General features: G+C 49.2%; 33 protein-coding genes and 3 pseudogenes. All 36 read right to left on the bottom strand.

Annotated elements, in window-relative coordinates; genetic code table 11:
* Positions 1 to 111: 111 nt before the first annotated feature.
* The 36 genes and pseudogenes from XI25_RS26585 to rpsG all read right to left on the bottom strand — a co-directional run bounded on the left by XI25_RS26585 (position 112) and on the right by rpsG (position 21,305).
* Positions 112 to 417, bottom strand: a complete 306-nt coding sequence (locus tag XI25_RS26585; protein WP_327204863.1) for a TFIIB-type zinc ribbon-containing protein — start codon at positions 415 to 417, stop codon at positions 112 to 114.
* 56 nt (positions 418 to 473) lie between these two features.
* Entirely contained in the window at positions 474 to 1,271 is a 798-nt protein-coding gene (gene truA / locus XI25_RS26580) for a tRNA pseudouridine(38-40) synthase TruA (protein ID WP_046680984.1), read from the bottom strand.
* 466 nt (positions 1,272 to 1,737) lie between these two features.
* Entirely contained in the window at positions 1,738 to 2,103 is a 366-nt protein-coding gene (gene rplQ / locus XI25_RS26575) for a 50S ribosomal protein L17 (protein WP_046680983.1), read from the bottom strand.
* Positions 2,104 to 2,136: 33 nt separating this feature from the next.
* A complete protein-coding gene (locus XI25_RS26570) occupies positions 2,137 to 3,081 on the bottom strand; it encodes a DNA-directed RNA polymerase subunit alpha (RefSeq protein ID WP_046680982.1) in 945 nt (314 codons plus the stop codon).
* Between the two features lie 131 nt (positions 3,082 to 3,212).
* Positions 3,213 to 3,632, bottom strand: a complete 420-nt coding sequence (rpsK, locus tag XI25_RS26565) for a 30S ribosomal protein S11 (protein WP_046680981.1) — start codon at positions 3,630 to 3,632, stop codon at positions 3,213 to 3,215.
* Entirely contained in the window at positions 3,629 to 3,997 is a 369-nt protein-coding gene (gene rpsM / locus XI25_RS26560; RefSeq protein WP_046680980.1) for a 30S ribosomal protein S13, read from the bottom strand. Before rpsM ends, rpsK begins: the two co-directional genes overlap by 4 nt.
* Positions 3,998 to 4,017: 20 nt before the next feature.
* On the bottom strand, positions 4,018 to 4,131 hold the full coding sequence (gene rpmJ, locus XI25_RS26555) for a 50S ribosomal protein L36 (RefSeq protein WP_003333770.1): 114 nt from the start codon (positions 4,129 to 4,131) through the stop codon (positions 4,018 to 4,020).
* A 150-nt stretch (positions 4,132 to 4,281) separates the two neighbouring features.
* A complete protein-coding gene (infA, locus tag XI25_RS26550) occupies positions 4,282 to 4,497 on the bottom strand; it encodes a translation initiation factor IF-1 (RefSeq protein ID WP_006212898.1) in 216 nt (71 codons plus the stop codon).
* 2 nt (positions 4,498 to 4,499) lie between these two features.
* Entirely contained in the window at positions 4,500 to 4,805 is a 306-nt protein-coding gene (locus tag XI25_RS26545; RefSeq protein WP_046680979.1) for a KOW domain-containing RNA-binding protein, read from the bottom strand.
* Positions 4,806 to 4,814: 9 nt separating this feature from the next.
* Positions 4,815 to 5,567, bottom strand: a complete 753-nt coding sequence (gene map, locus XI25_RS26540; RefSeq protein WP_046680978.1) for a type I methionyl aminopeptidase — start codon at positions 5,565 to 5,567, stop codon at positions 4,815 to 4,817.
* A gap of 4 nt (positions 5,568 to 5,571) precedes the next feature.
* Entirely contained in the window at positions 5,572 to 6,216 is a 645-nt protein-coding gene (locus XI25_RS26535) for an adenylate kinase (protein WP_046680977.1), read from the bottom strand.
* Between the two features lie 80 nt (positions 6,217 to 6,296).
* On the bottom strand, positions 6,297 to 7,595 hold the full coding sequence (gene secY, locus XI25_RS26530) for a preprotein translocase subunit SecY (protein ID WP_046680976.1): 1,299 nt from the start codon (positions 7,593 to 7,595) through the stop codon (positions 6,297 to 6,299).
* Positions 7,595 to 8,036: pseudogene (gene rplO, locus XI25_RS26525) on the bottom strand (50S ribosomal protein L15). Before rplO ends, secY begins: the two are co-directional and overlap by 1 nt.
* Positions 8,037 to 8,081: 45 nt before the next feature.
* The gene (gene rpmD, locus XI25_RS26520) at positions 8,082 to 8,267 is read right to left on the bottom strand and encodes a 50S ribosomal protein L30 (RefSeq protein ID WP_046680974.1); all 186 of its coding nucleotides are present in this window, start codon (positions 8,265 to 8,267) and stop codon (positions 8,082 to 8,084) included.
* Positions 8,268 to 8,279: 12 nt separating this feature from the next.
* Entirely contained in the window at positions 8,280 to 8,777 is a 498-nt protein-coding gene (gene rpsE, locus XI25_RS26515; RefSeq protein ID WP_046680973.1) for a 30S ribosomal protein S5, read from the bottom strand.
* Positions 8,778 to 8,804: 27 nt separating this feature from the next.
* A complete protein-coding gene (gene rplR / locus XI25_RS26510; protein ID WP_046680972.1) occupies positions 8,805 to 9,173 on the bottom strand; it encodes a 50S ribosomal protein L18 in 369 nt (122 codons plus the stop codon).
* A 112-nt stretch (positions 9,174 to 9,285) separates the two neighbouring features.
* Positions 9,286 to 9,828, bottom strand: coding sequence for a 50S ribosomal protein L6 (gene rplF, locus XI25_RS26505; protein ID WP_046680971.1), 543 nt, complete (start codon positions 9,826 to 9,828; stop codon positions 9,286 to 9,288).
* Positions 9,829 to 9,857: 29 nt separating this feature from the next.
* Entirely contained in the window at positions 9,858 to 10,256 is a 399-nt protein-coding gene (gene rpsH / locus XI25_RS26500; protein WP_046680970.1) for a 30S ribosomal protein S8, read from the bottom strand.
* A 22-nt stretch (positions 10,257 to 10,278) separates the two neighbouring features.
* Positions 10,279 to 10,476, bottom strand: a complete 198-nt coding sequence (locus tag XI25_RS32580) for a type Z 30S ribosomal protein S14 (protein ID WP_082112513.1) — start codon at positions 10,474 to 10,476, stop codon at positions 10,279 to 10,281.
* Between the two features lie 46 nt (positions 10,477 to 10,522).
* A complete protein-coding gene (rplE, locus tag XI25_RS26495; RefSeq protein WP_046680969.1) occupies positions 10,523 to 11,065 on the bottom strand; it encodes a 50S ribosomal protein L5 in 543 nt (180 codons plus the stop codon).
* A gap of 27 nt (positions 11,066 to 11,092) precedes the next feature.
* Positions 11,093 to 11,451: pseudogene (gene rplX, locus XI25_RS26490) on the bottom strand (50S ribosomal protein L24).
* Positions 11,452 to 11,507: 56 nt separating this feature from the next.
* A complete protein-coding gene (gene rplN, locus XI25_RS26485; RefSeq protein ID WP_046680968.1) occupies positions 11,508 to 11,876 on the bottom strand; it encodes a 50S ribosomal protein L14 in 369 nt (122 codons plus the stop codon).
* 35 nt (positions 11,877 to 11,911) lie between these two features.
* Positions 11,912 to 12,178, bottom strand: a complete 267-nt coding sequence (rpsQ, locus tag XI25_RS26480) for a 30S ribosomal protein S17 (protein WP_046680967.1) — start codon at positions 12,176 to 12,178, stop codon at positions 11,912 to 11,914.
* 42 nt (positions 12,179 to 12,220) lie between these two features.
* Positions 12,221 to 12,418, bottom strand: a complete 198-nt coding sequence (gene rpmC, locus XI25_RS26475) for a 50S ribosomal protein L29 (protein ID WP_007132561.1) — start codon at positions 12,416 to 12,418, stop codon at positions 12,221 to 12,223.
* On the bottom strand, positions 12,408 to 12,842 hold the full coding sequence (gene rplP, locus XI25_RS26470) for a 50S ribosomal protein L16 (protein WP_046680966.1): 435 nt from the start codon (positions 12,840 to 12,842) through the stop codon (positions 12,408 to 12,410). The genes rpmC and rplP overlap by 11 nt, the downstream gene beginning before the upstream one ends.
* Positions 12,843 to 12,844: 2 nt before the next feature.
* Positions 12,845 to 13,510, bottom strand: coding sequence for a 30S ribosomal protein S3 (gene rpsC / locus XI25_RS26465; protein ID WP_046680965.1), 666 nt, complete (start codon positions 13,508 to 13,510; stop codon positions 12,845 to 12,847).
* 13 nt (positions 13,511 to 13,523) lie between these two features.
* Positions 13,524 to 13,856 (bottom strand): 50S ribosomal protein L22, encoded by a 333-nt coding sequence (gene rplV, locus XI25_RS26460; protein ID WP_046680964.1) that lies wholly within the window; start codon positions 13,854 to 13,856, stop codon positions 13,524 to 13,526.
* Positions 13,857 to 13,893: 37 nt separating this feature from the next.
* Complete coding sequence (gene rpsS, locus XI25_RS26455) at positions 13,894 to 14,169, bottom strand: 30S ribosomal protein S19 (RefSeq protein WP_046680963.1); 276 nt, start codon at positions 14,167 to 14,169, stop codon at positions 13,894 to 13,896.
* A 67-nt stretch (positions 14,170 to 14,236) separates the two neighbouring features.
* Positions 14,237 to 15,067 carry a 50S ribosomal protein L2 gene (gene rplB, locus XI25_RS26450; protein WP_046680962.1) on the bottom strand — a complete coding sequence of 277 codons (831 nt, stop codon included), beginning with the start codon at positions 15,065 to 15,067 and terminating at the stop codon, positions 14,237 to 14,239.
* Between the two features lie 29 nt (positions 15,068 to 15,096).
* On the bottom strand, positions 15,097 to 15,390 hold the full coding sequence (gene rplW, locus XI25_RS26445; RefSeq protein ID WP_046680961.1) for a 50S ribosomal protein L23: 294 nt from the start codon (positions 15,388 to 15,390) through the stop codon (positions 15,097 to 15,099).
* Positions 15,390 to 16,013 (bottom strand): 50S ribosomal protein L4, encoded by a 624-nt coding sequence (gene rplD / locus XI25_RS26440; RefSeq protein ID WP_046680960.1) that lies wholly within the window; start codon positions 16,011 to 16,013, stop codon positions 15,390 to 15,392. The genes rplW and rplD overlap by 1 nt, the downstream gene beginning before the upstream one ends.
* Positions 16,014 to 16,039: 26 nt before the next feature.
* Positions 16,040 to 16,664, bottom strand: a pseudogene (gene rplC / locus XI25_RS26435) (50S ribosomal protein L3).
* A 41-nt stretch (positions 16,665 to 16,705) separates the two neighbouring features.
* Positions 16,706 to 17,014 (bottom strand): 30S ribosomal protein S10, encoded by a 309-nt coding sequence (gene rpsJ / locus XI25_RS26430; RefSeq protein ID WP_006676490.1) that lies wholly within the window; start codon positions 17,012 to 17,014, stop codon positions 16,706 to 16,708.
* Between the two features lie 401 nt (positions 17,015 to 17,415).
* A complete protein-coding gene (gene tuf / locus XI25_RS26425; protein WP_046680958.1) occupies positions 17,416 to 18,606 on the bottom strand; it encodes an elongation factor Tu in 1,191 nt (396 codons plus the stop codon).
* Positions 18,607 to 18,702: 96 nt separating this feature from the next.
* Positions 18,703 to 20,781, bottom strand: a complete 2,079-nt coding sequence (gene fusA / locus XI25_RS26420; protein ID WP_046680957.1) for an elongation factor G — start codon at positions 20,779 to 20,781, stop codon at positions 18,703 to 18,705.
* A gap of 53 nt (positions 20,782 to 20,834) precedes the next feature.
* The gene (gene rpsG, locus XI25_RS26415; protein ID WP_046680956.1) at positions 20,835 to 21,305 is read right to left on the bottom strand and encodes a 30S ribosomal protein S7; all 471 of its coding nucleotides are present in this window, start codon (positions 21,303 to 21,305) and stop codon (positions 20,835 to 20,837) included.
* Between the last annotated feature and the right edge of the window lie 35 nt (positions 21,306 to 21,340).

Here is a 21,340-nt window from a genome sequence, read left to right as displayed (position 1 = left end):
CGTTAAGAAAACACAACTTATATAATACAGGATGTGCCCTTAAACCGCAAGCATTTTTTTAGGCTAGAATCGAGGTTTTGAAAGAATTAATCGAACAGGTCTCCAAAGATGTCAAGCGCCGACTTTTTTCTTCTTTTTATGATGTCCATGTCCGTGCTGACGGTGCCGGGAATCCTCATAGGAGTCCTTTCCGGTTGGCCGGTAATGCTCATTCTGCGGGTAAGTTCTTCGCTCGTCTTCCTGTCTGTCATACCACTCGTTGAATGCCGGACGCACTTCCCTGATCTCGCTCATGAGCTTCTCCAGTTCACCGCGGTCCAGCCACACTCCTTTGCATTCCGGACAGATATCAATCAAGACACCGTCTTTCTCCACTTCACGCATCCGAACATCATTACATACCGGGCATTTCATCATAAAACCTCCTCTTATTTTGAGAAATACGTGTTTCTAATCATTTAGAATAGTACGCATTAGGCAAAATCGGGTTTCGCAAAAGATGATAAATCGTATTCGACATCCCAGAGCATTAAGCCTTTACTTACTGCGGTTGGCCCGGCAGCTGCTCGGTTCTTCGCCTCAAGTATGGTTTTGATGCTCTCCGGCGTCCTTTTCCCTTCTCCCACTTCCATGAGCGTCCCCATGATAATCCTTACCATGTGCTGCAAGAAACCGCTGCCCGTCAAGTAGGCATACAGAACTCCCTGATCCCGGCTGCCCGGACGACACATGCTGGTATCGATTTCGATCCATGCCTCATAGATCGTTCTTACATGAGACGGTTTCGTCGAGTGCCTTGAAGCAAAGGTCGTATAATCATGGGTGCCGATCAAATGCCGGAGCCCCTCCTCCATTGCGGCCATATCCAGCCTGCCGTGGTGATGGAACTGGTACCTGCGGTGAAACAGATCCGGAAATTGATTCGCGTTAATCGTGTAACGATACGTTTTGCGTTTCGCCTCGCGCCGGGAGTGAAATTCAAGCGGAACCTCCCATGCATCCGTCACGACGATATCCTCCGGCAGCCTTGAATTCAATGCCGAGCACCAGCGCTCTACAGGGATTTTAGCTTCCGTATAGAAGTTAAAAACCTGACCGCGCGCATGAACGCCTGCATCGGTACGGCCAGAAGCGGTTATTTTCAGCTTTTCACCTGAAAGGCGCTCGATGGCATGCTCCAAGACATCCTGTACCGTGTTACCGCCGGGCTGTGTTTGAAACCCGTTATAATCGGTACCGTCGTAACTGACTTTCATAAGCAGATTACGCATGTTTTCCTCCTGCACTATCCAAGTAGAAACCGCTCTGTCGTCCTAGAGAATGGCGATGGCGTAGGTTTTCTTGCGATATCGAATTCCATCAGCTCCGCTGATCACTTATAAATTCGATATCCAAAAGAAAGTGTAAGTGAATCCTTGTACTTTCTTTTATTCTAAAAAAAAGAGCCCCCAAGGAGCTCCTTTTCATCATGCCAGCCGATCCCCTGTAGTCAGCCGCATGACTAGAAGGTCCTTGCTTACGATGCCCTTGGGGTAGCCGAGATGAGCCGGGAATCGACCATGTCCATCTCGAACCACGACCCTATTTTGCGGCTCGGCTGTCATCCTCAGGGATAATCAGCTGCCGAGCCGGGCATACATAACTACAGTCACTTCAGATGCAAAGCTCACTGCCCGAACCGAAACGGATGCGAAACACGCATCCGGGTTTCTTAGGTGATCTTACGGGATCGAGTTATTACGCGCGGTCAACCAGTTCCAAGTAAACCATTGGAGCGGCGTCGCCGCGGCGAGGTCCCAGCTTCAGGATACGGGTGTATCCGCCTGGACGCTCAGCGTAACGAGGTGCGATTTCGGAGAACAATTTTTGAATAGCATCTTGCTCACCGTCAACGCTCTCGCGGCGTACGAATGCAGCTACTTGACGACGAGCGTGCAGGTCATCGCGCTTTGCCTTCGTAATGAGTTTCTCAGCGATCGAGCGAACTTCTTTAGCCTTGGCTTCAGTCGTTTGAATGCGCTCATATAAGAACAGGTCGGTTACCAGGTCACGGAACAACGCTTTACGCGCACTGGAGTCGCGGCCCAACTTTTGGTATGCCATGTGTTTTCCCTCCTTTGCTAGGACAATCTCGAACTACTCTTCCGTACGGAGTCCCAAACCGAGCTCTTCGAGCTTTTCCTGAACTTCTTCCAAGGATTTGCGGCCCAGGTTGCGAACCTTCATCATATCCTCTTCCGTTTTCGTGGTCAGCTCTTGTACCGTATTGATGCCGGCACGCTTGAGACAGTTGTAGGAACGCACGGAGAGATCCAGCTCTTCGATTGTCATTTCAAGCACTTTTTCTTTCTTGTCTTCTTCTTTTTCGACCATGATTTCCGCATCCTTGGCTTCGTCGGTCAGACCCACGAACAGGAACAGATGCTCAGTCAAAATTTTGGCACCGAGGCTGACGGCTTCTTCAGGGCGGATGCTGCCATCCGTCCAGATTTCAAGTGTCAGCTTGTCGTAGTTGGTCACTTGACCAACACGCGTATTTTCCACACCGTAGTTTACGCGGCTAATCGGTGTATAGATCGAATCGACGGGAATGACGCCGATAGGCTGGTCATCGCGTTTGTTCCGATCCGCCTGGACATAGCCACGACCGCGATTGGCAAAAATACGCATGTGAAGTCTTGCACCAGGACCGAGTGTCGCGATATGAAGATCCGGATTCAGGATCTCCACGTCACTGTCTGCGCGGATATCACCGGCAGTAACGACTCCTTCGCCTTCCGCATCAATCTCGAACACTTTTTCTTCGTCGGAATGGATCTTCAGCGACAAAGCTTTCAGGTTCAGAATGATCTCAGTCACGTCTTCCATGACACCAGGAATGGTGGAGAATTCGTGCAGAACTCCGTCAATCTGGACCGAAGTGACGGCAGCGCCAGGCAGCGAGGACAGCAGAATGCGGCGAAGTGAATTCCCCAGCGTCGTGCCGTAACCGCGCTCAAGCGGTTCTACTACGAATTTTCCATAGGTTCCTTCTTCATTGACATCAACGGTCTCAATTTTCGGCTTTTCGATTTCAATCACGCAAGTACCCCTCCTTCAAACGTCGCTCCTATATGAAACTGTCATCTTATCCAGTAATCCATGTAGTATGCCTAAACAACCATTCTTAGCAGATTGCACCGGATTTATACCACATTAACAGGATGACTTCATTATACGCGACGACGTTTTGGTGGGCGGCATCCGTTATGCGGAATTGGTGTTACGTCTTTAATCAGGTTAACTTCGAGACCCGCTGCTTGCAGCGAACGAATCGCGGCTTCGCGGCCGGCACCCGGACCTTTAACCATAACTTCCACCGATTTCATGCCATGCTCCATTGCCGCTTTGGCAGCTGTTTCAGCAGCCATTTGGGCAGCGAACGGGGTCGACTTACGGGAGCCTTTAAATCCAAGGCCGCCGGAGCTTGCCCAAGAAATCGCGTTTCCGTGAGGGTCCGTAATCGTTACGATCGTATTGTTGAACGTGGAACGGATGTGTGCCACGCCAGATTCAATATTTTTGCGGTCACGACGTTTAGTACGTACGACTTTTTTTTGGTTTAGCCATTGTCTTTTATCCCCCCTTCTTATTTCTTCTTGTTCGCTACCGTACGGCGAGGGCCTTTACGAGTACGAGCATTGGTTTTGGTACGTTGTCCACGAACAGGCAAGCCGCGACGGTGACGAATACCGCGGTAGCAGCCAATCTCCGTAAGACGTTTAATATTCAAGGAAATTTCTCGACGCAGGTCACCTTCTACCTTAACCATTCTGTCGATCGTTTCGCGCAATTTGCTGACTTCATCTTCTGTCAAATCACGAACACGAGTGTCCGGATTGATGCCAGTTTCTTTCAATACTTTCTGGGAAGTCGTTTTACCGATTCCGAAAATGTAAGTCAAGGCGATCTCAACGCGTTTGTCACGTGGCAAATCCACACCAGCTATACGAGCCATTTTACGCTACACCCCCTTCTTTAACCTTGTTTTTGTTTGTGTTTCGGATTTTCACAGATAACCATTACATTCCCTTTGCGGCGAATGACTTTGCATTTTTCGCAAATAGGCTTTACAGAAGGTCTTACCTTCATGTTAATTACCTCCTCCAAGTTTTACGTTGTAAAACCAGCTTCGAAAACTAGACTGTCGTTTTGCGGCTGCAAAACGGTTCGTAACCGCTGCTGAGTTTTACATCAGTAAAACCGCTTCGCAGCTTTCCTTGTTCCCCGGGGGAACGCCATCTATTTACGGTAAGTGATACGACCTTTGGTTAAATCGTATGGCGATAGTTGCACGACCACTTTGTCACCTGTAAGGATGCGGATAAAGTGCATCCGCAGCTTTCCGGAAACGTGAGCGAGAATTTGATGACCGTTCTCCAGCTCGACCTTGAACGTTGCATTCGGCAACGGTTCGATCACCGTGCCTTCGACTTCAATGACATCTTCCTTGGCCACAGTTATTCTCCTTTCTGATCAGCATCGGATTGTTCGGATAAAAAACGGCTGACGGCGAACCGCAGCTTTCCATTCGTTACCCGACCGCTTTCTTGCAAACTGTTTACAACCTCACTGCTTATGAAGGATTGGGGCTCCAGATGAAGCGCGTTTTTCTTCTTCGCCTGGTCAAACTTTCGTTTGTGCCCATCCGCTATCATAACAAACCTGCTGTCCTCAATGGAAACGACAACGGCATACTGGCCGGCATCTCTGCCCCGCAGTATTCTGACGATCTGGCCGATCTGCAAAGGGATTTCGTTGCTCACGTTTATCACCTACTCCGGCAGCTTCGTCAAGATTTCCATGCCGTCCTGGGTGACCGCTACCGTGTGTTCAAAATGAGCACACAGCGAACCGTCGACCGTAACCACCGTCCAATTGTCTTCCAGCGTCTTTACATTCCGTTTACCGGCGTTCACCATCGGCTCAATTGCCAGAACCATGCCCGGTTTAAGCCTTGGTCCCCGGTCCGGAATGCCGTAGTTCGGAATTTGCGGATCTTCATGCAGTTCGGTACCCACGCCATGTCCCACGTACTCGCGGACGACGGAGAATCCGGCATCCTCGATATGACGTTGTATGGCATGAGAGATTGTAAATAAGCGGACATCGGGTTTGATTAGCGCAAGTCCGGCATACAGCGAGCCTTCCGTGACGTCCAGCAAACGCTGGGCCTCTTCGGAAATTTGGCCCACCGGATAAGTCCATGCCGAGTCACCGTGGTAACCCTCATACTGTGCACCGATATCAAACGTAACGATATCGCCTTCGATTAATTTGCGTTTGCCGGGAAATCCATGCACCAATTCTTCATTAACTGATGCGCAAATGCTGGAAGGAAATCCGTTGTAGCCCTTAAAAGACGGCAAGGCGCCTTGGCTGCGAATGAACCGGTCGGCCATTTGATCCAGTTCCCCGGTCGTGATGCCGGGCTCCACATGAGCAGAAAGGAGCTTGTGGCATTCCGCCACAATCCGTCCTGCCTCTCTCATCAAGCCCAGTTCCGTTTCGGATTTACAAATGATCATTCACTCAACCTCGCAGTATGGACGCAATTTCAGCGGAAACCGCGCCGATTTCCTGATCACCATCGATTTGACGCAGAAGACCTTTATTTTCATAAAACGTGAGGAGTGGTGCCGTTTTGTTGATATATTCGTCCAAGCGAATGCCTACGCTCTCTTCGTTGTCGTCGGAACGTTGGTACAATTCGCCGCCGCATTTATCACAAATGCCTTCCTGTGTAGGCGGGTTGAAGATTACATGATAGGTTGCGCCGCAGCTTTTGCAGATGCGCCGTCCGGTAAGACGGGCCAGCAGCTTGTCGCGGTCTACCTTCAGGTTGATGACATGATCTAGACGGGTATTCAAGCGAGCCAGAATGTCATCCAGCGCTTCCGCTTGCGAAAGGGTTCTTGGAAAGCCGTCCAATAAAAAACCTTTTTCGCAATCGGACTGCTGCAGACGCTCCTCCACTATACCTATCGTCACGTCATCAGGTACCAGCAGGCCTTGGTCGATGTATTCTTTCGCTTTAATCCCGACGGGAGTTCCCTGTTTGATCGCCAGACGAAACGCGTCGCCTGTCGAAATGTGGGGAATGCCGAACTCATTGACAATGGTTTCTGCTTGCGTTCCTTTACCTGCCCCAGGAGGGCCCATGAATAAGATGTTCACCCTAGTCCCTCCTCTTGCCTATAGTTAGAACAGCACAATAGGTGCCGGAAGCAGACGCGCCACTAACCGGAACCTATCGCCTATTTATTGATAAATCCTTTGTAATGACGCTTGATCAACTGGCTCTCGATCTGCTTCATCGTATCCAGCGCAACACCGACGACGATCAATATGGATGTACCGCCGATTTGAACCGAACGCGGTAGGCCGGCCAAAGCGCCGAAGAACACCGGAAGCACGGAAATCGCAGCCAGGAACAGAGCTCCTGTCATCGTCAAACGGGTCATTACCCGAGTGAGGTACTTCTCGGTAGCTTTACCAGGACGGATGCCCGGGACATAGCCGCCGTTCTTCTTCATGTTGTCCGCCATCTGGTTCGGATTCATCTGCACGAAAGTGTAGAAGAAAGTGAACCCGATGATCATCAGGACATACAGGACCATACCGAGCGGTCTATCCATTGCAAGGCTTGAGGTAATCCACTTGGCCCAGCCATGATTAGCCCAGAAGCTTGCAAGAATAACCGGGAATTGAAGCAAAGAACTTGCAAAGATAACCGGAATGACGCCAGCGCCATTGATTTTCAGTGGAATGTGCGTGTTCTGTCCTCCGTACATCTTGTTCCCTACAACACGTTTAGCGTACTGCACCGGAATTTTGCGAATCCCTTGCTGGATGAATACGATGCCGGTCACAATCAGAATCAGAATCAGAAGGATCACAAGTCCCTTCACGCTATTCAAGAAAACCTGATTGTCTTGAATGAAATTCGATTCGACGATTGTGCGGATATGCATCGGAATTCCAGCGGCAATACCAGCAAAGATAATAATCGATATCCCGTTGCCGATTCCCCGTTCTGTGATCTGCTCGCCAAGCCACATCAAGAAAGATGTCCCCGCGGTCAGCACGATCGCAATCACGAGATAATTCACGAAGGTTGCATTCGGAATCATATCGGTTCCGTACAGACGGTTGAAGCCGACGGACATTCCGAACGCTTGAATCAAGCCCAACACTACCGTACCATAACGGGTGATTTGAGCCAACTGCTTTTTACCGTGTTCCCCTTGTTTGGCCCATTCCGCAAACTTCGGAATGACGTCCATCGACAGCAACTGCACGATAATGGACGATGTAATATATGGAAATATCGAAAGGGCGAAAATTGAAAACTGTTGAAGTGCGCCCCCCGAGAACGTGTTAAGGAGACCAAACAGCTCGTTGCCTGCCTGATTTGCTTGAGTAAACACATCTTTGTTCACGCCGGGAACCGGTACGAACGAGCCGATGCGGAAGATAATCAATACAAACAAGGTGAACAAGATCCGTTTTTTAAGATCCTCGACACGCCATATATTTTTCAGGGTCTTAAACATTAGATCACCTCGGTTTTACCGCCGGCAGCCTCGATCTTTTCTACCGCAGATTGAGAGAACTTATTCGCTTTTACAGTCAATTTCACGGTAACTTCACCGTTGCCAAGAATTTTGATGCCGCTCTTCGTATTTTTTTACGATTCCGCTCTCGACCAAAACTTCTGGAGTCACTTCAGTACCTGCTGCAAAGCTGTTCAGTTCTTCGATGTTCACAACCGCGTACTCTTTCCGAGTTGGGTTCACAAAACCGCGTTTCGGCAGACGACGATACAGCGGGTTTTGTCCGCCCTCGAAGCCCGGACGCACACCACCGCCGGAACGAGCGTTTTGTCCTTTGTGACCTCGACCTGATGTTTTACCCGTACCGCTGCTGGTACCGCGGCCAACGCGTTTGCGTTCTTTGCGGGAACCTGGGGCTGGGCTCAGCTCATGTAACTTCATCGTTCGTTGCACCTCCTTAATATATCCGGGTTAAGACTCCCGGGATTAACCTTCGATTTCTTTAACGGAAATTAGGTGATTTACCTTTTTAACCATTCCGCGAATCGCAGGATTGTCGTTATGAACCACAGTGTGGTTAATCTTGCGCAATCCAAGAGTTTTCACGGTCACACGCTGATCTTCCGGACGGCCGATCACGCTGCGCACGAGGGTGATTTCAAGTTTAGCCATGAGATTCCCTCCTTAACCCAATAGCTCTTCGACGGATTTGCCGCGAAGCTTGGCAACTTCTTCAACACGCTTCAGACGGGACAAGCCCTCCAAAGTCGCATTGACCATGTTCATGGAGTTCGAAGAACCTAGGGATTTTGTCAAAATGTCGCCTACGCCAGCCAGTTCCAGTACGGCACGAACCGGTCCGCCGGCGATAACACCGGTACCTTCGGATGCAGGTTTCATGAATACACGGCCAGCACCGAAGTGACCCGTTACTTGGTGAGGAATGGTTGTTCCCACGAGTGGAATGTGGATCAGGTTTTTCTTCGCGTCTTCAATCGCTTTGCGAATGGCATCTGGCACCTCGCCAGCTTTACCGATACCTGCACCAACCCAACCTTTGCCATCACCGACAACTACGAGAGCGCTAAAGCTAAAACGGCGTCCGCCTTTTACAACTTTAGCAACGCGGTTAATATTTACAACTCTTTCAGTCAGTTCTAAAGTGTTAGGATCTACACGCAAGTCGTTTACCTCCTTTTGAAAAATATCTTAGAATTCAAGGCCTGCTTCGCGAGCTGCTTCAGCCAAAGCCTGAATACGTCCGTGATACAGATATCCACCGCGGTCGAATACGACCGACTTATAACCTTTGTCTGCTGCACGTTTTGCAACGAGTTCGCCAACTTTGCGGGCAGATTCAACGCTGCCGCCGTTTGTGATGTCGCCGCTCAATTCTTTATCCAATGTAGAAGCCGATGCCAAAGTCACGCCGGCCACGTCATCGATCAGTTGAGCGTAGATGTGCTTCGAGGAACGGAACACATTCAAACGCGGACGCTCAGCCGTGCCCTGGATTTTCTTGCGGACACGCAGGTGTCTTTTCAAACGAGCTTTGTTCTTATCTTGTTTCGTGATCATGCTTCCCTTTCACTCCCTTCAGTTTTGCCTTAACAGCTTCACTTTAAGACGCATGGGGTAAGTAAGGACAAACAGGTTAGCTAGCCATCCGTAAATGCGGAAGCTGTCTAACTTATTTCTTCTTACCAGCCTTACCTTCCTTACGGATAATGCGTTCACCTTCATATTTAATCCCTTTGCCTTTGTACGGCTCAGGCTCACGTACGGAACGGATCTTAGCGGCGTAAGCACCTACGCGCTCTTTATCGATTCCTTTGACGGTGATTTTCGTGTTGGAAGGAACTTCAAATTCGATTCCTGGCTCCGGCGTAATTTCAACCGGATGGGAGTAACCCACGTTCAGAACGATTTTGTCGCCGGATTTGCTTGCGCGGTATCCGACACCGACCAATTCAAGGTTTCTCGAGAATCCTTCGGTTACGCCGCTGACCATGTTCGAGACAACGCTGCGGGTCGTGCCGTGAAGAGACCGATGAAGTTTGTTGTCGGAAGGCCGAACAACATTGATTTCGTTGTTTTCTACAGTAATCTGCATGTCTTTATGCAGTTCGCGAGTCAAGGTTCCTTTCGGTCCTTTGACCGTGATTACAGAGTTATCCAGTGTGACATCCACACCGCTTGGGATTGCAATTGGTTTACGACCAATACGGGACATTCATTGCACCTCCTATCTTGTGACGTTGATTACCAAACGTAGCAGAGAACTTCTCCGCCGGCTTTGGCTTGACGAGCTTCTTTGTCGGTCATAACTCCCTTGGACGTGGAGATGATCGCAATACCGAGTCCGCCGAGGACACGTGGCACTTCATTGCTCTTCGTGTACACGCGAAGACCTGGCTTACTGATTCTTTTCAGACCAGTGATTACACGTTCGTTATTGGAACCGTACTTCAGGAAAACGCGGATGATCCCTTGTTTGTTATCTTCCACAAATTCCGCATCACGGATGAAACCTTCACGCTTCAAGATCTCAGCGATTTGTTTCTTAATCGTCGAAGCAGGCATTTCTACCGTCTCGTGACGCACCGTATTGGCGTTACGAATACGAGTAAGCATATCTGCAATTGGATCGGACATAGTCATGTAGGGTAAACCTCCTTCCCGGTTATAAACTTCTTACCAGCTTGCTTTTTTTCACGCCAGGAATCTGGCCTTTATAAGCTAATTCACGGAAACAAATTCTGCAAATTTTAAACTTCTGCAGTACCGAATGTGGACGACCGCAACGCTCACAACGGGTGTATGCCCGCACTTTGAACTTAGGTGTGCGTTGTTGTTTAACTTTCATCGAAGTTTTTGCCACTTAGCCTGACACCTCCTAAATAGTTTCGGAGAAAAGGACAACCGTCTTATTTCGCGAAAGGCATACCCAATTGGGCAAGCAGTTCACGGGATTCTTCGTCAGTTTTAGCCGTCGTAACGATTACGATATCCATACCACGAACTTTGTCGACTTTATCATACTCGATCTCTGGGAAGATGAGCTGCTCTTTCAAGCCGAGCGTGTAGTTGCCACGTCCGTCGAAAGCTTTGGTGGACACGCCGTGGAAGTCACGTACACGCGGAAGCGTAACGTTGAACAGCTTGTCGAGGAAGTAATACATGCGCTCGCCGCGCAGTGTTACTTTAACGCCGATCGGCATGTTTTCACGCAGTTTGAATCCGGCGATGGATTTCTTCGCGCGGGTGATAACCGGTTTTTGACCAGCGATCAGCTGCATGTCGTTTACAGCGGAATCAAGCACCTTCGAGTTGGCTACAGCGTCACCCACACCCATGTTGATGACCACTTTCTCGATTTTAGGAACCTGCATTACTGTTTTATAGTTGAACTTCTGCATCAGAGCAGGAGTAACTTCATTCAGAAAACGTTCTTTCATTCTTGCTGCCATGATTCAAGGACCTCCTTTCTTGACGTCTTATTTATCGATAACTTCTCCGGATTTCTTAGCGACACGAACTTTTTTTGCCGTTGTCCAGCACTTTGTAACCGATACGGGTTACGCCTCCGCTCTTAGGATCAACGTGCATCACGTTCGAGACATGGATCGGAGCTTCCTGCTCGATGATTCCGCCTTGCGGGTTTTGCTGGTTCGGCTTCTGATGTTTTTTCATCATGTTCACGCCTTCCACCAAAACGCGGTTCTCACGAGGGTACGCTGCGATGACGCGGCCTTTTTTGCCTTTGTCTTTACCGCTGATGACGATAACCGTGTCGTCTTTTTTTCACATGCAATTTATTGCTGTGGGATTCCAGAACTTTTTTCACTCTAGGCATTCGTTACACCTCCTGGGGCCTGCTCGTGCAAGCATTACTTATCTCGGGTCGTCCGATTAGATTACTTCCGGAGCCAAGGAAACGATTTTCATGAAGTCTCTTTCGCGGAGCTCGCGAGCAACTGGTCCGAAAATACGAGTTCCACGTGGGCTTTTGTCTTCTTTAACAACAACCGCTGCATTCTCATCAAAAGAGATGTAAGATCCGTCTTTACGACGAACGGAACGCTTCGTACGAACGACAACCGCTTTAACTACATCACCTTTTTTGACAACGCCGCCTGGTGTTGCTTGTTTGACGGAGCATACGATCAAATCGCCGATCTGAGCTGTACGGCGACCTGTACCACCCAATACGCGGATACACATCAGTTCCTTCGCACCGGAGTTGTCGGCAACAGCCAAACGTGTAAATGGTTGAATCATTGAAATTTCCTCCTTTCGGAAAAACTGATTACGTCTTAGATGATGACCGCTTTCTCTACAACTTCAACCAGTCTCCAGTTCTTGTCTTTGGAGAGCGGACGAGTTTCCATGATTTTAACGGTATCTCCGATCTGAGCCGTGTTGTTCTCATCATGCGCTTTAAATTTCTTCGTGTATTTAATGCGCTTGTGATACAAATCATGCTTTTTATAGGTTTCAACAGCTACCACGATGGTTTTATCCATTTTGTCGCTGACGACTTTACCGATTTGCACTTTACGAGCATTGCGTTCTTCGCTCATTGTTGGCCTCCTTTCTGAATACAGACAGCGTCGCCTGTTTCATTAACTAATCCCAAGTTCTCTTTCACGGATAACGGTTTTAGCACGAGCTATTTCTTTGCGCACGTCACGGATCCGGGTTGGATTATCAAGCTGGCCTGTAGCCAATTGGAAACGGAGGTTAAAGAGTTCCTCTTTAAATCCGGCGATTTTTTGCTCGATTTCTGCAGTGGTTAAGTTGCGCAGTTCATTAGCTTTCATTTGCTTCACCACCCACTTCTTCACGTTTCACAAACTTCGTTTTCACAGGCAGCTTGTGAGCGGCGAGACGCATCGCTTCGCGGGCGATTTCCTCGGACACGCCTCCAAGTTCAAACATGATTTTGCCTGGTTTAACAACGGCAACCCACTTCTCAACGTTACCTTTACCGGAACCCATCCGCACCTCGAGAGGCTTTTGAGTAATCGGCTTATCTGGGAAAATCTTAATCCAAACTTTACCGCCACGGCGAATATAACGAGTCATCGCGATACGCGCAGCTTCGATCTGGCGGTTCGTGATCCAGCCTGGTTCAAGAGCTTGCAGGCCGAATTCGCCAAAGTTCAGTTCAGTACCGCCTTTAGCTTGGCCTCTCATATGGCCGCGCTGTTGCTTGCGGTGTTTTACACGTTTTGGTACCAACATGATTAGTTGCCTCCTTCCTGAGCAGCTTGTTTCTTAGCCGTAGGAAGAACCTCTCCACGATAGATCCATACTTTCACGCCGATCCGGCCGTAAGTCGTATGCGCTTCTGCTGTGCCATAGTCGATGTCTGCGCGAAGCGTATGAAGTGGAACAGTTCCTTCACTGTAGCCTTCCGTACGAGCGATCTCGGCACCGCCAAGACGTCCGCTAACCGATGTTTTAATCCCTTTAGCTCCGGCACGCATCGTTCTTTGGATCGCTTGTTTCAGTGCACGACGGAAAGAAACGCGGCGTTCCAGTTGTTGTGCAATGCTCTCAGCGACAAGAATCGCGTCGATCTCAGGGTTTTTGATTTCAGAAATGTTGATGTGAACCTTTTTGCCGCCGGCGATTTTAGTTACTTGACCGCGCAGCACTTCAACTTCCGAACCACCTTTACCGATAACCATGCCTGGTTTCGCAGTGTGGATCGTTACGTTCACACGATTAGCCGCTCTCTCGATTTCGATACGGGATACAGCGGAGTCTTTCAATTTATTTTTCAGGTATTCACGGATTTTCACGTCTTCCAGCAAAAGATCACCGAAGTCTTTGCCTGCATACCATTTGGATTCCCAGTCACGGATAATACCGATACGGAGTCCTACTGGATTTACCTTTTGGCCCACACGTTTTCCCTCCTTATTTTTCAGCTACCACCAAAGTAATGTGGCTGGTGCGTTTGTTGATCCGGCTTGCACGTCCCATCGCGCGTGGGCGGAAACGTTTCATTGTCGGACCTTGGTTGACGTAAGCTTGAGTTACGACCAACTTGCTTACATCCAAAGAGTAGTTATGCTCAGCGTTTGCGATCGCTGAGTTCAGCAGCTTCTCAACAACTGGAGATGCAGCTTTCGGAGTGTGACGGAGAATCGCAATCGCCTCACCGACCTCCTTGCCGCGGATCAAGTCAACAACCAGTTGAGCTTTACGAGGAGCAATCCGAATCGATTTTGCATGTGCTTTTGCTTCCATGGGTTTAACCTCCTCTCGAACAAAGAGCTTTCAATAATTATCTTCTTGTCTTCTTATCGTCTTCGTGACCTTTGTAAGTACGCGTTGGCGCGAACTCGCCCAACTTGTGACCCACCATGTCTTCCGTTACATATACAGGCACGTGTTTACGTCCATCGTATACGCCGAATGTGTGACCGATAAATTGCGGGAAAATCGTGGAGCGGCGGGACCAGGTTTTGATCACAGCCTTTTTGCTGGAAGAGTTCATTTCCTCCACTTTTTTGAGCAGGTATCCGTCAACAAAAGGTCCTTTTTTCAAACTACGGCTCATATCGTAATCCTCCCTTCACCAAATTGTCTCGTTACTCGCGCAGGGCACGAAGTTATGCACAGTGTGATTACTTCGTGCGACGGCGAACGATATATTTGTCAGAAGCTTTTCCTTTTTTACGAGTTTTCGCACCAAGGGTTGGTTTGCCCCAAGGAGACATAGGCGATTTGCGTCCGATAGGAGCGCGGCCTTCACCACCACCGTGAGGGTGATCGTTAGGGTTCATAACAACACCGCGTACTTCTGGACGCTGTCCGAGCCAGCGGCTGCGGCCTGCTTTACCGATCTTGATCAACTCATGGTCTCCGTTACCTACGGAACCGATCGTTGCGCGGCAAGTTTTTAGAATGTGGCGAACTTCACCGGAAGACAGGCGTACGGTTACGTACTTTTCTTCTTTACCGAGAAGCTGAGCTTCCGTACCGGCAGCGCGAACCAATTGTCCGCCTTTGCCTGGCTGCAGCTCGATGTTGTGGATAACGGTACCAACCGGAATGTTTTCCAATGGAAGTGCGTTACCGATTTTGATGTCAGCACCAACGCCGGAAACGACTTGGTCTCCCACTTTCAGACCTTTCGGAGCGATGATGTAACGTTTTTCGCCGTCCGCATAGTGGATCAGAGCGATGTTGGAAGTACGGTTCGGGTCGTATTCGATTGTGGCAACGCGACCTGGAATGCCGTCTTTCGTGCGTTTGAAGTCGATGATACGGTATTTACGTTTGTGTCCGCCGCCATGGTGACGAACCGTAATTTTACCTTGGTTGTTGCGGCCTGCTGTTTTGCTCAGCGGTGCAAGCAACGATTTTTCCGGCTGGTTCGTGGTGATTTCTTCGAAAGTCGACACGGACATGTTGCGTCGAGCCGGGGATGTCGGTTTATACTTTTTAATAGGCACTGAATTTTCCCTCCTTACTCAGAAATTTCTTATTCAACCGATTCAAAGAACTCAAGCGGTTTGCTGTCTGGAGCCAGTGTTACGATTGCCTTTTTCCACTCTGACGTGTAACCGAAGTGGCGGCCGTAACGTTTTGGCTTCGCAGGAACGCGCATCGTATTCACGTTCGACACTTTAACCTTGAAAATGGACTCAACGGCTTGTTTGATCTCCGTTTTGTTCGCACGAATATCTACTTCGAAAGCATATTTCAGCTCAGCCATGTAGTCAGCCGTACGTTCCGTGATCACCGGGCGCTTAATGATATCGCGAGGATCCTTCATTACGCGAGCACCTCCTCTACCTTCTGAACTGCTTCTTTCGTAATGATCAGTTGATCGTACGTCAGTACGTCAAGAACATTAATGCCGTCTGCCGCTACAAACTTCACACCAGGGATGTTGCGAGCGGAAAGGGCAACATTGTCATCATAGCTTGGAGCAACGATCAGAGCTTTGCGACCCACCTTCAGGTTGCTGAGAATGTTAGCAAACTCTTTCGTTTTTGGCGTATTCAGCGTCAATTGATCCAATACGATGATTGCATTGTCCAACACTTTGGAAGACAAAGCGGATCTGATCGCCAAACGACGAACTTTCTTAGGAAGTTTGAAAGTGTAGCTGCGTGGAGTCGGTCCGAATACCACACCGCCGCCTTTCCATTGCGGAGAACGGATCGAACCTTGACGGGCACGACCGGTACCTTTTTGTTTCCACGGCTTGCGTCCGCCGCCGCGTACTTCAGAGCGTCCTTTTACTTTGTGTGTGCCACGACGCAGGGAAGCGCGCTGAAGCAATACTGCATTATGCAAAACGTGCACGTTCGGCTCGATGCCGAATACTGCATCGTTCAATTCAACTTCGCCCACTTGGCCGCCGTCGATATTAAATAGTGCTACTTTTGGCATTGATTGTTCCTCCTTTCTTCAGGCGATTATTTCTTCACCGTTTCTTTGATTTGCACAAAACCTTTTTTAGGCCCAGGAATGGAGCCTTTAACGAGCAATACATTGCGCTCGGTATCCACTTTAACGATTTCGAGCTTTTGGATCGTTACCGTGTCATGACCCATGTGTCCTGGCAGACGCTTCCCTTTTGGAACGCGGTTAGCCTGAATCGAACCCATGGAACCTGGACGACGATGGTAACGGGAACCGTGAGACATCGGTCCGCGGCTTTGTCCCCAACGCTTGATAACGCCTTGGAAGCCTTTACCTTTGGAAATGCCTGTTACGTCAACAAATTCGCCTTCCGCAAAGACGTCTGCCTTCACTTCTTGACCAACCTCGACACTCGCGAGGTCAACACCGCGAATTTCACGAACGTAGCGCTTAGGTGCAGTATTTGCTTTTTTTCGCATGTCCTGCCTCTGGCTTGTTGGCATTCTTTTCTTTCTTGTCGGAAAATCCGAGCTGAACAGCTTCATAGCCGTCGTTCTCGAGATCTTTCTTTTGCAAAACAACACAAGGTCCTGCTTCGATAACCGTTACAGGAATTACATTACCTTCAGCGGTAAATACTTGAGTCATTCCGAGCTTTCTCCCTAAGATACCTTTCATGTTGACACCTCTTTTCTCTTCACTAAATGGTTATTCTAATATTACAGCTTGATTTCGATATCTACACCGGACGGCAGGTCCAAGCGCATCAAGGCATCCACAGTTTGTGGAGTCGGGTTCACGATGTCGATCAAGCGCTTGTGTGTGCGCATTTCGAACTGTTCCCGAGAATCCTTATACTTGTGCACCGCACGGAGAATGGTAATTACTTGTTTCTCAGTTGGCAGCGGGATCGGACCTGAAACACCGGCACCCGAACGTTTTGCTGTTTCAACAATTTTCTCAGCGGATTGATCAAGAATTCTGTGGTCGTAAGCTTTTAAACGAATACGAATTTTTTGCTTTGCCATTTTATTCCCTCCTTCTATCGCCCAATTTGGTATCGGACATACTCCGTGAAAATTTTCTGACCACCTGCCTCATGGCAAAGGGGCCGGGTGTGTCAGTAACCTCTCACATCATCGCAACGTCGCAGAACAACATTCATTATTATATAGAAAAGATAGGCGCAATGCAAGCATTAAATGATAAAACATATTTTCATTTTCATAATGGTTTCATTTGCCTCTAAAAAGCCCATGAATCCAGAAATATAACCGCCTTACGCTTTCTTTGAAAATTCTTTCTTTCATATAAAAGGGTTCAAAAAAAAGAAGCCCGACCTTTGGGTCGGACTCCTTCTGTCTTTACTTCACACTGTTGCTCGTTCCAGTACACTGTTGCTCTATGTCAGGCTGTCATCAAGCCTTAATTACTTAATGATGGAAGCTACGGAACCAGCACCTACGGTACGGCCGCCTTCACGGATGGAGAATTTAGTTCCTTCTTCGATCGCGATTGGAGAGATCAGTTGAACGGTTACGGTGATGTTGTCACCAGGCATAACCATTTCGGAACCTTCTGGCAGATTGATCACGCCAGTTACGTCCGTAGTACGGAAGTAGAACTGTGGACGGTAGCCAGTGAAGAAAGGCTTGTGACGTCCGCCTTCTTCTTTGCTCAGAACGTACACTTGAGCTGTGAACTCAGTGTGCGGCTTAACGGATGCTGGTTTAGACAGTACTTGACCACGCTCGATTTGAGTACGGTCAACACCGCGAAGCAGAGCGCCGATGTTGTCGCCGGCTTGAGCGGAATCCAGCAATTTACGGAACATTTCAACGCCCGTAACAACGGATTTTCTAGTTTCTTCAGTGATACCAACGATTTCGATTTCATCGCCGACTTTAACAGTACCGCGCTCTACACGACCTGTAGCAACCGTACCGCGTCCAGTGATGGAGAATACGTCCTCGACAGGCATCAAGAAAGGCTTGTCTGTGTCGCGCTCAGGCAATGGGATGTACTCGTCGATAACTTTGAACATTTCAACGATTTTTTGTGCCCATTCGCCGTCTGGGTTCATCAGCGCTTCACGAGCGGAACCGCGAGTGATTGGAGTGTCGTCGCCAGGGAAGTCGTATTCGCTCAGGAGATCGCGAACTTCCATTTCAACCAGTTCCAGAAGCTCTTCGTCTTCAACCATGTCGCATTTGTTCAGGAATACAACGATGTAAGGAACGCCTACTTGGCGGGACAGCAGGATGTGCTCGCGAGTTTGCGGCATTGGGCCGTCAGCTGCGGATACAACCAGGATCGCGCCGTCCATTTGAGCCGCGCCAGTGATCATGTTTTTAACATAGTCGGCGTGACCTGGGCAGTCAACGTGTGCATAGTGACGAGTATCAGTTTCGTACTCTACGTGGGAAGTAGAGATTGTGATACCGCGTTCGCGCTCTTCTGGAGCTTTGTCGATTTGGTCGAAGGACATAGCTGCGCCACCGTAAGTTTTGGACAATACAGTTGTGATTGCAGCAGTCAAAGTCGTTTTACCATGGTCGACGTGACCGATAGTACCGATGTTAACGTGGGGTTTCGTACGTTCGTATTTAGCCTTAGCCATTTGAACAATTCCTCCTTAAGGGGATATATATGTTTGGGCCGGCTTCGGAGAGACGAAACTTGCATCCCGTTCTCCTTACCGACAAGTAAAACGTTATTATTCTCCGCCTTTGTTCTTGGACACGATTTCCTCGGAGATATTCTTAGGAACTTCTTCGTAATGGGAGAGTTCCATCGAGAACACGCCGCGGCCTTGTGTACCGGAACGAAGCGTCGTGGAGTAGCCGAACATTTCGGACAGAGGCACTTTCGCACGGATAATTTGAGCGCCACCGCGGGAATCCATACCTTCGATCCGTCCACGGCGGGAGTTCAGCATACCCATAACGTCGCCCATGTATTCCTCAGGCACGGTTACTTCCACTTTCATGATTGGCTCAAGCAGGACAGGTTGACACTTGTCTTTAGCTGCCTTCAAAGCCATGGAACCGGCAATCTTAAACGCCATCTCGTTGGAGTCGACATCGTGGTAAGAACCATCAACGATTGTAGCTTTAACGTCCACAAGCGGGAAGCCGGCAAGTACGCCGTTCTTCATTTGTTCTTCGATACCTTGTTGTGCTGGCGCAATGTATTCTCTCGGTACAGCACCGCCGACGATCTTGCTGTCGAACTGGTTGCCAGTACCCGGCTCCAGAGGTTCGAATTCAACCCAGACGTGACCGTATTGACCACGACCACCGGACTGACGTACGAATTTACCTTCAACGCGCCCAGGAGCACGGAAGGTTTCACGGTAGGCAACCTGAGGTTTACCTACGTTGGTTTCCACTTTGAACTCACGACGCATACGGTCGATGATGATGTCCAAGTGAAGCTCGCCCATACCTGCAAGGATCGTTTGACCGGTTTCCTCGTCAGTATGCGCGCGAAGAGTCGGATCCTCTTCTGTCAGCTTGCCGAGAGCCACACCCATTTTATCCTGGTCGGCTTTCGTTTTAGGTTCAACCGCGATTTCGATAACCGGATCAGGGAAGTTCATGGATTCCAGAATAACCGGATTCTTCTCATCACACAGTGTATCACCTGTACCCGTATCTTTCAAACCTACGGCAGCCGCGATGTCACCGGAGTAAACTTCGGTAATTTCCTGACGGCTGTTCGCATGCATCTGAAGGATACGTCCGATACGCTCGCGTTTGCCTTTCGTTGCATTCAGTACGTAAGAGCCGGATTGCAATACGCCGGAATACACACGGAAGAACGTAAGCTTACCAACGTAAGGGTCTGTCATGATTTTGAATGCCAGCGCTGCGAACGGCTCTTCGTCGGAAGAGTGACGTTCTACTTCAGTACCGTCTTCAAGATGTCCTTGAATGCTTGGCACGTCGGTCGGAGCCGGCAGGTAATCGACAACAGCGTCCAGCATCAGCTGAACCCCTTTGTTGCGGTAGGAAGATCCGCAGATAACCGGGAAGATCTTAACTTCGACAACACCTTTACGCAGAGCCGCTTTCAGCTCAGGGATGGTGATTTCTTCACCTTCAAGGTATTTCATCGTCAAGTCTTCGTCAAGTTCGGCAACCTTCTCAACCAGCTCGTTGCGAAGTTCTTCAACCTTGTCCTTGAATTCCGCAGGAACTTCGACTACATCGATATTTTGGCCGAGGTCATCTTTAAACATATAAGCTTTTTCCTCAACGATATCGATAATGCCGACAAAGTCTGCCTCCGCGCCGATCGGAAGCTGAATAGCTACCGCATTGGCTTGCAGGCGCTCTCTCATGTCGTTAACGACATTCAAGTAGTCGGCGCCGATAATGTCCATTTTGTTTACGTATGCGATCCGCGGAACACCGTATTTGTCGGCTTGTCTCCATACGGTTTCCGACTGAGGTTCTACGCCCTCTTTCGCACTGAATACACCTACTGCCCCATCCAATACACGAAGGGAACGTTCAACTTCCACTGTGAAGTCAACGTGTCCCGGGGTGTCGATGATATTAACGCGATGACCTTTCCATTGAGCGGTGGTCGCAGCGGAAGTAATCGTGATCCCGCGCTCCTGTTCCTGCTCCATCCAGTCCATCGTAGCCGCACCCTCGTGAACTTCACCGATTTTGTGCGTACGGCCTGTATAGAACAAGATCCGCTCTGTGGTGGTCGTCTTACCAGCGTCAATATGCGCCATGATCCCGATATTACGTGTATTTTTCAAGGAGAACTCTCTTGCCATGCGAATAGTCTCCCTTCAAAATTGAAGTTAAGTTTTTTATGAACGGCTTAACCCTACCAGCGGTAGTGAGCAAACGCTTTGTTCGCTTCAGCCATTTTGTGCGTGTCTTCGCGTTTCTTAACGGAAGCGCCCGTGTTGTTGGAAGCATCGATGATCTCAGCCGCCAAACGCTCTTCCATCGTCTTCTCGCCGCGGTTGCGGGAGTAGTTTACGAGCCAACGTAATCCCAGGGAAGTACGTCTTTCAGGCTTAACTTCGATAGGTACTTGGTAGTTCGCACCGCCGACACGGCGAGCTTTAACTTCCAGAACCGGCATGATGTTCTTGATGGCTGCTTCGAATACTTCCATTGGGTCGTTGCCCGTACGTTCTTGGATAATATTGAATGCATTATAAAGGATGCTTTGAGCGACACCTCTTTTACCATCCAGCATGATGCGGTTGATCAGACGCGTTACCAGCTTGCTGTTGTACACCGGATCCGGCAGCACGTCTCTTTTAGTAACTGGACCTTTGCGTGGCATGGATATCCCCCTTTCTTCAGTCATGTTATCTCAAC

It is taken from the genome of Paenibacillus sp. DMB20 (assembly GCF_000987955.1).
In the GTDB taxonomy this organism is placed as follows: domain Bacteria; phylum Bacillota; class Bacilli; order Paenibacillales; family Paenibacillaceae; genus Paenibacillus_AQ.
The sequence above is the reverse complement of the archived record's forward strand: the minus strand, read 5'-3'. Positions and strand labels throughout refer to the sequence as shown.